Origin of the sequence: Xanthomonas sp. fls2-241-TYG-148, assembly GCF_030208815.1 — a bacterium.
Classification (GTDB): domain Bacteria; phylum Pseudomonadota; class Gammaproteobacteria; order Xanthomonadales; family Xanthomonadaceae; genus Xanthomonas; species Xanthomonas campestris.
In genome coordinates this window covers 285,993-293,737 of the sequence record NZ_JARVTE010000018.1, presented here as the reverse complement: position 1 = coordinate 293,737, position 7,745 = coordinate 285,993, and the positions used below count along the sequence as shown (strand labels likewise).

Here is a 7,745-nt window from a genome sequence, read left to right as displayed (position 1 = left end):
AAACAGCGCGCCAGCAGGCGGCCGAAGCCGAACGCCAGGCCGCCGCCAAGCGCCCGGCCGAGCCGGCACCGACGCCCGCCGCGCCGCGCCCGGCGCCGGCCGCCGCAGCCGCCGCCCCGGCGGCCGCGTCGCTGCGCCCGATCAGCACCCCGGCACCGCGTTATCCCCCGGAAGCCCTGCGCGCCGGTACCTCCGGCGAAGTGCTGGTGGAGATCACCGTGGGCACCGATGGCTCGATCACCGCCTCGCGCGTGCTGCGTGCCAACCCGCCGCGCGTGTTCGACCGTGAAGCCCTCAACGCCGTGAAGCGCTGGCGCTTCGAGCCGGTAGCCGCACCGGTGACCACCCGCCGCACGCTATCGTTCAACCCGGGCGGCTGAGTGAGTGGTTGGGTGCTCGCAGGGGCTACGCGCGGCTGAGTTGGTACGTTGGTCGTTGTTGATGGCCAATGGCTGATGGTTGATGGTTGATGGTTGCTGACGATTGATGCACTGCACTTCTGGCAAATACCAGGCGCCCAACAAAAAGCCCGCAGCGATGCGGGCTTTTTGTTGGCTGGCCATCCGTACCCTCATCCGCCCTTCGGGCACCTTCTCCCGAGGGGAGAAGGATTAAAGCCCCTCTCCTGCGGGAGAGGGGTTGGGGTGAGGGTACGGCGGCAGATTGGACATCACGAACTGCATCGGCGACAGCCACGTTCAATCATTCAACATCAACAGCTGTAACAGGCATTCGCACCAACAACCCATACCCCCATCCGGCGCTGCGCGCCACCTTCTCCCCACGGGAGAACGAACATCAGCCCGATATCGCCAGCCGCTCCTGGTGATATCGGCGCACGGCGGCGTACCACAGCACCCCCGCCAGACCGAACCCGGCCAGCAGGTACACCGCCCAGGTCTGCGCGTTGATCTGCTCGTGGCGGATCACCTTGAGCAACATCTGGTTCTGCGCCAGGAACGGCACGGCGAAATGCCACAACTGCGTCTTCAGCGGATACGCCATCAGCGCATAGCCCGGCAGCATTGGCAGCAGCAGCAGCCAGGTCATGTGCGCCTGCGCCTCTTTCATGCTTTTCGCAGCCGCCGCCAGGTAGGTCAGCAGCGAGGTCCCGATGAACAGCATCGGCACCAGGATGAAGAGCATCTGCAGGATCGGCACGAAGCCCACGTTGAGCTGGCGCCCCAGGTTGGAGCTGGACAACTGCGCGCTGAGCTTGAAGGCCAGCAACGTCAGCAACAGCGACACCATACCGATCACGCAGGCTGCGGCGATCTTGCCGCTGACGATCGCACTGCGGGGCGCGGGCGTGGCCAGCAGCGGTTCCAACGACTGCCGTTCGCGTTCGCCGGCGGTGGCGTCCAGGATCAACGACGCACCACCCAAGAACGAGGTGATCACCAGCAGCACCGGCAACAGCATCGCCATCATCTGCCCGCGCTTGGCCTCGGCGGTGGCCAGATCCTGCGCGGCGATCTCCAGCGGCCGCGCCACCTGCGCATCGATCCCGCGTGCGAGCAGACGCAACGCACCCACCTGCTGGCTGTAGCCGCTGAGTGCGGCCTGCAGGCGCATCGCCGGCACATCGGCTTCGCGGCGCGTGCTGTCCTTGATGATCTCCACCAGCGCCGGCCGCCCGGCACGCCAGTCGTCGGCGTAGTGCGCGCTGATGCGCAGCGCCACGTCCACGTCCTGGTCGCGGATGGCGGTGGTCAGATCGGCCGGCGCGTCCACTGCATTGAGCCCTTGCGCGGCCAGAAAACGCACCAGATTGGGCGCGTTCTCGCGACCGAGCGTGGGGATCTCCAGCGGCTTGTCGATCTGCGTGCGCACGCGGCTTTCGCTGAGCGCGCCCATGCCCAGGATCAGGATCGGATACAACAAGGGCGACAACAACAAGGCCAGTGCCAGGGTGCGGCGGTCGCGGCCGATATCGCGCAGTTCCTTGCGCAGCACGGTGCCCAACGTGGCGAAAAATGACATCTTGCTCATGCGTGCAGTCCCTCGTCCGAACCGATCGCCTTGACGAAGGCGTCTTCCAGGTTGTCTTCGCCGGTGGCCGCGCGCAGTTCATCGGCGGTGCCGGCAGCCACCACGGTGCCCTTGGCAATGATGACGATGCGATCGCACAGCGCCGCCACCTCTTGCATGATGTGACTGGAGAAGATCACGCAGCGCCCTTCGGCGCGCAGCTGCTGCAGGAAGCCGCGCATCGCGCGCGTGGTCATCACGTCCAGCCCGTTGGTGGGTTCGTCCAGGATGACGTTGCGCGGGTCGTGCACCAGCGCGCGTGCAATGGCGGTCTTGGTGCGCTGGCCCTGGCTGAAACCTTCGGTCTGCCGGTCCAGGATGTCGTCCATGTCCAGTGCATGCGACAGCAGGCGCGTGCGCTCGGCGATCTGCGTGCGCGACATCCCGTGCAGCTCGCCGAAGTAGGCGATGTTCTCGCGTGCGCTCAAGCGCTTGTACACGCCGCGCGCATCCGGCAACACGCCCAGCGCGCGGCGCACCGCGACCGGGTCGTGCGCGGCATCGACGCCATCCACGCGGACGCTGCCCTGGTCGGGCGTCATCAAGGTGTAGAGCATGCGCAAGGTGGTGGTCTTGCCGGCGCCATTGGGGCCGAGCAAGCCGGTGATCTGGCCATCGGCAGCGTTGAAGCTGACTCCGTTGACCGCCTTCACCAGGCCGGTCTTGGTCTTGAAGGATTTGTGCAAGCTGTCGACGACGATCATGCGTGCGCCTCCGTGGCGTGGTCGGTGCGGCTCATGGTTCCCATCCGTTGAACGAGGTAAACGCGGGCACATCGGTCAGGCTGTCCACGCAGCGCGCGTCCAGGCCCTTGGCATCGGCGGTCTGCAGGAATTGCCCCAGCACCTTGGGCATGCAGCCCAGCCGGAACACACCGTGGCTCTGCCCGGGCGCGATCAGATGCCGGCCGTTGGGCAGACCTTGCAGCACACGTGCGGCGTAGCGCGGCGGGGTCACCGGATCGAGCTGGCCGGACAACAACAGCACCGGCAGCGTGGAGCGGAACGGCGCAAATGCCGCCGCCGGAGTGGGCTTGGACGGCCATGTCTTGCACGCTGCGAAGAACATCTCCGCCACCTGCGCGCCCAGCAAGGTGTCGTCCTGCGCAGCCGGCGCGCGATAGCGCCCCGCATCTTCGCTGCACAGCACCGACCACTGCATCGGGCGATTCATCTGGTCGGCCATGTCCGAGCCGCTCATCTGCGCCAGCGCCATCAACGACGCGTAGCGCCCCGCGGCGGCTTCGTCCAGCACCAGCGGCAGCAGCGAGGCGGTTTCCGGCGCATACGAAAACCCGAACGCCAGGCCAGCCACGGTATCGGCGTTGACCTCCTGGTGATGCAGTTCACCGGTGCGTGGGTCGCGGTAATCCACCGCGACCGGCGCGTGGCGCAGGCGCTCCACCACCTGGCGCAGCTGGGTGCGCGTGTCCACCGGGAAGCGCTTGGCGCAGGCTGGCTGCGCCTTGCATTGGGTGGTCTGCAACGCAATCGCGTCTTCAAAGGTGCGCGCGAATTCGCCGCCGATCACCAGGTCGTTGGGGGCCACGCCGTCGAGCACCACGGTGCGCGTGTGCTGCGGGTAGCGCGCCGCGTACTGCTGCGCAACCCGCGTGCCGTAGGAGCCGCCGATCAGGTTGATCTGTTGCGCGCCCAGCGCCTCACGCACCGCATCCAGATCGCCGATGGCTTCGCTGGTGGTGAAATAGCGCGGGTCGGCATCGTTGCGCAGCCCTGCAGCACAACGCGCCGCATAGGCACTCAGCTGCTCGGCGGTGGCGGCACTGTCGTTTTCCAGCGCCAGCGCCGTGCCGTCCGCATCGCGGCATTCCAGCGGATGCGAGCCGCCGGTGCCGCGCTGATCAACCAGAAAGATGTCGCGTTGCTTGCGCACTTCGCGCAGGCCCATGTCGACGATCGCCGCCACCTGCGTAGCCGATTGCCCGGGCCCGCCGGCGATGAAGAACACCGGGTCCGGCGCGTGGCTGGCGCCTGCTTCACTCTCCAACCAGGCGATCTTGAGCGCGAGCTTGCGCCCGTTCGGCGCGGCCGGATTTTCAGGTACCTGCAACTGTGCGCACTGCGCCTCGATGTTACCGGCGGCGCTGCCGGAGCTGAGCGTGCATGGCGAAAACTGCAGGCGGCCGTAGGCATTACCCGCCACCGTGGTGGACGCGGCCTGCGCCTTGCTAGTGGCCGCCACGGCGCCCTCGCCCGCGCGCTGGCAGCCGCCCAGCGCCACTGCCAGCGCAAGCACCAGCGTTATTGTCCTAACGTGCTTTGCCATTCCCGCTGCTCTCCGTGTGATCCATGGTCCTGTGACGTTGCATCCGGCCAGACGTGACCGCTGCGGCTACTGCCCGTCTTCAAACAGAAAAACGTGCTCGATCGATTCCCCAAACAGACGCGCGATGCGAAACGCCAACGGCAGGCTGGGATCGTACTTGCCGGTCTCCAGCGCGTTGATCGTTTGCCGCGACACGCCCAGCCGTTCGCCCAACTCCCCTTGCGACCAGCCACTGGCCTCGCGCAGTTCCCGCACGCGGCTGTTCATTGATAGCGGCGCGCGTTGACGCCCTTGGTGATGCCGTAGGTGGCGCACAGGACCGGGAACACCCACAACATCGCGACTGTGGCCGGGATGTCGATCAACTGCGCCGCCTGCAGGAACCCGCCGGTCATGTATGCAGCACTCACCAGCCCGGCAGCGATGGCGATCGATTCCAGTTCGATCCGCCGCTGCATCTCGTCCGAATCACGCACGAAACGCGCCACCGCACGGATCACCAGCATCAACAACAGCGCAGGCAACAACGCGATCAGCGTGCGCGCCCACTGCGGCCCCACGCGCGCCAGCAGCGTTGGCCAGCACAGCATCACCGCTACATAGAACAGCATGGGGATGCCGAATTCACGGTAGTAACGCCGCGCCAGCGCCGGCAGTGCACTGTCGCGCATGCCGCCGGGTGACAGCCACAGCATCAGCGCCATCAACAGGCCCGCCGCTCCCATACCGACGCACAGGCCAATCAGATACTGGCCCAGCGGCAGCACCCGCCAATACCCAAGTGCACCGCTGCCCAGCAAGCTCAGGCTGATGCCCAACGCCACCAGTGCACTGCGTTTGCAGCCGCTCATGCGCGTTGCGCCTTTCCGGATGTTGCATGCAATTGCAGTGCATCAGCCTGCGCGTGGTTGCGACGATGCCGTGCTGCCGGAGGCGCTGACGCCCAATGCGGTGGGAGCTGCTGATGCATGCGACATGCCTGTCAAGTTCACTTGACAGGCACAATGCGCGGCACCGGCCGCGCTGTCAAGCGTCCTTTACATGTTGCGCGGCTCGGCAGGCGCCGCATGGGCGTCCTGGCTGTTGCACATGATAGTTAGCGGTTCGCGTGCGGACGCTGGGTTTTCTGAGGGCCCGGCACGCACGAATGCGAAACGGGAGCCAGCAACCATTCGACTATGCAATCGCCGGACGCCACACGATCACTGTCGTCGGCCTGCGGATCACTCTGCCTGTGCGTGGTGGCTGCGCGGTTTGCACGACCATGCCCATCACTATGGTCACGCACGTGGGCATGGGCATCCGCATGGACGCGATGTAATCGCGCAGGGTAATCGTGCATCGCATGCCGCACGCAACGTGCGCTTGAGCGCGCTTTTCAGCGGGCGCAGCAGTGTGCGCGCATCGGTCACACGGGCACGAGTGCGCTACGCTTGCGCATCACTCATGCTCGGGAGCCGCGATGCGCTTGACCCTGTTACTGGCCACGACACTGGCATGTTGCCTGGCAACCGCTGCCTCGGCGCAACCTGCCGCGCAACGTGAGATCCAGTTGGACATCGCCAGCGCCGGCGCACCGGTGGATCGGTTCTATGCGCTGTCGGTCGGCTCGGATTTTCCCGGCACCTTGATCCGCGACGACACCCAGGCGCATCTGGTGCCCGCCGTGCAGGAACTGGGCTTTCGCTACATCCGCTTCCACGACGTGTTCCATGACGTGCTCGGCACGGTCAAGGAGGTCGACGGCACGCTCGTGTACGACTGGACGCAGCTGGACAAACTCTACGACGCACTGCTGGCCAAGAAGATCCGCCCATTCGTCGAACTGGGCTTCACCCCGACCGCAATGAAAACCTCCGAGCAGACCCTGTTCTACTGGAAGGGCAACACCTCGCATCCGGACCCGGCCAAGTGGACGCGGCTGATCGATGCGTACGTGCGCCACATTCGCGCACGTTACGGCGCGGATGAAGTACGCCAGTGGTATTTCGAAGTATGGAACGAGCCCAATCTCAAGGACTTCTGGGAGAACGCCGACCAGCAGGCCTACTTCGATCTGTACGCCAACACCGCGCGCACCATCAAGGCCATCGACCCGCAGCTGCGCGTGGGCGGCCCTTCCACCGCCGGCGCGGCGTGGGTGCCGGAGCTGCTGGCCTTCGTGGAGAAAAACAAGCTGCCCATCGACTTCGTTACCACCCACACCTATGGCGTGGATGGCGGGTTTCTCGATGAAGACGGCAAGCAGGACACCAAGCTCTCCGCCTCGCCCGAGGCCATCGTGGGCGATGTGCGACGCGTGCGTGCGCAGATCCAGGCCTCGCCCTATCCGGATCTGCCGCTGTTTTTCACCGAGTGGAGCAGCAGCTACACGCCGCGCGATTTCGTGCACGACAGCTACATCAGCGCGCCGTACATCCTGACCAAGCTCAAGCAGGTGCAGGGCCTGGTGCAGGGCATGAGCTACTGGACCTATACCGATCTGTTCGAAGAGCCCGGCCCGCCGCCGACGCCCTTCCACGGCGGCTTCGGGCTGATGAACCGCGAAGGCATCCGCAAGCCTGCCTGGTTCGCCTACAAGTATTTGAATGCCCTGCAGGGGCGCAGCCTTGCGGTGGACGATGCGCACACGCTTGCCGCGGTGGACGGCAAGCGCATTGCCGCCGTGGCCTGGGATTGGCAGCAGCCGGTGCAGGCGGTGAGCAATACGCCGTTTTATACCCGCCAGGTGCCGGCGAGCGACAGCAAGGCAATCGTGTTCCGGCTGGCGCATGTGCCGGCGGGTACCTATCGGCTGCAGGTGCGCAAGACCGGCTACCGCCGCAATGACCCGCTGTCGCTCTATATCGACATGGGCATGCCCAAGCAACTTGCTGCAGACCAGCTGACCCAACTGCAGCAGGCCACGCGCGATGCGCCCGAGCAGGACCGCCGCGTGCGCGTGGGCGCCGACGGTGCAGTTGCGGTCACGGTGCCGATGCGCAGCAATGATGTGGTGCTGCTGACGCTGGAACCGGCAACGCGCTGAGCGCCCGGTAAGCCTTAACGCCTGCAATCAGGCGAGAGGGCTGTATGTAAACTGCGTGCGTGCAGACATGCGCGCAGTTCCAGTGCGCGATGTTCCCGACTGCATCGCTCGCACTATCTCGGCTATGGCGCGTGCGATGCGTCATGCCGCACGCATGATGCCAGCGGCGGCCCGCGCATGCCGGGCCATCGGTCAACCCGCTCAGCGCGCGCGACTGAAAGCCAATCGCCTTGACCGCATGGAGCCGCTGTGCAGGACGTGGAGTGGCTGACAGAACCTGGCGCGCGTTGGCCTGGTGCATGCGGACGGCGCGGAGAAACCCCGGCGTGGGAAGGGGCACATGCCGATTCCCAACACCTGCCGCGCCCGCCTGGCGGTGCGCGCAATTGCCTCGATGGCC

General features: G+C 66.0%; 7 protein-coding genes and 1 pseudogene. 3 read left to right on the top strand and 5 right to left on the bottom strand.

The genetic code is table 11. The features are described 5' to 3' along the window. The coding region (locus QRM60_RS17675; protein ID WP_285446734.1) for an energy transducer TonB at window positions 1-380 on the top strand (380 nt) is incomplete at its 5' end. A gap of 418 nt (window positions 381-798) precedes the next feature. On the opposite strand, the gene QRM60_RS17670 is transcribed toward QRM60_RS17675, so the two are convergent. From QRM60_RS17670 to QRM60_RS17650, 5 genes are all read right to left on the bottom strand, one after another. Next, on the bottom strand, window positions 799-1,983 hold the full coding sequence (locus QRM60_RS17670) for an ABC transporter permease (protein ID WP_285446745.1): 1,185 nt from the start codon (window positions 1,981-1,983) through the stop codon (window positions 799-801). Between the two features lie 5 nt (window positions 1,984-1,988). Beyond that, window positions 1,989-2,735, bottom strand: coding sequence for an ATP-binding cassette domain-containing protein (locus tag QRM60_RS17665; protein WP_042597979.1), 747 nt, complete (start codon window positions 2,733-2,735; stop codon window positions 1,989-1,991). A gap of 31 nt (window positions 2,736-2,766) precedes the next feature. Continuing rightward, window positions 2,767-4,317: an alpha/beta hydrolase gene (locus QRM60_RS17660; RefSeq protein ID WP_285446733.1), complete on the bottom strand. Its 1,551-nt coding sequence runs from the start codon at window positions 4,315-4,317 to the stop codon at window positions 2,767-2,769. 66 nt (window positions 4,318-4,383) lie between these two features. Then, window positions 4,384-4,584, bottom strand: a complete 201-nt coding sequence (locus QRM60_RS17655) for a helix-turn-helix transcriptional regulator (RefSeq protein ID WP_006449488.1) — start codon at window positions 4,582-4,584, stop codon at window positions 4,384-4,386. Next, the gene (locus QRM60_RS17650; protein ID WP_115577854.1) at window positions 4,581-5,168 is read right to left on the bottom strand and encodes a hypothetical protein; all 588 of its coding nucleotides are present in this window, start codon (window positions 5,166-5,168) and stop codon (window positions 4,581-4,583) included. The genes QRM60_RS17655 and QRM60_RS17650 overlap by 4 nt, the downstream gene beginning before the upstream one ends. Before the next feature lie 350 nt (window positions 5,169-5,518). Here QRM60_RS17650 and QRM60_RS17645 point away from each other — a divergent pair. Both QRM60_RS17645 and QRM60_RS17640 read left to right on the top strand, forming a co-directional pair. Beyond that, window positions 5,519-5,625, top strand: a pseudogene (locus tag QRM60_RS17645) (cation transporter); the annotation flags it as partial. 154 nt (window positions 5,626-5,779) lie between these two features. Then, complete coding sequence (locus QRM60_RS17640; RefSeq protein WP_115531276.1) at window positions 5,780-7,345, top strand: beta-xylosidase; 1,566 nt, start codon at window positions 5,780-5,782, stop codon at window positions 7,343-7,345. Window positions 7,346-7,745 lie beyond the last annotated feature (400 nt).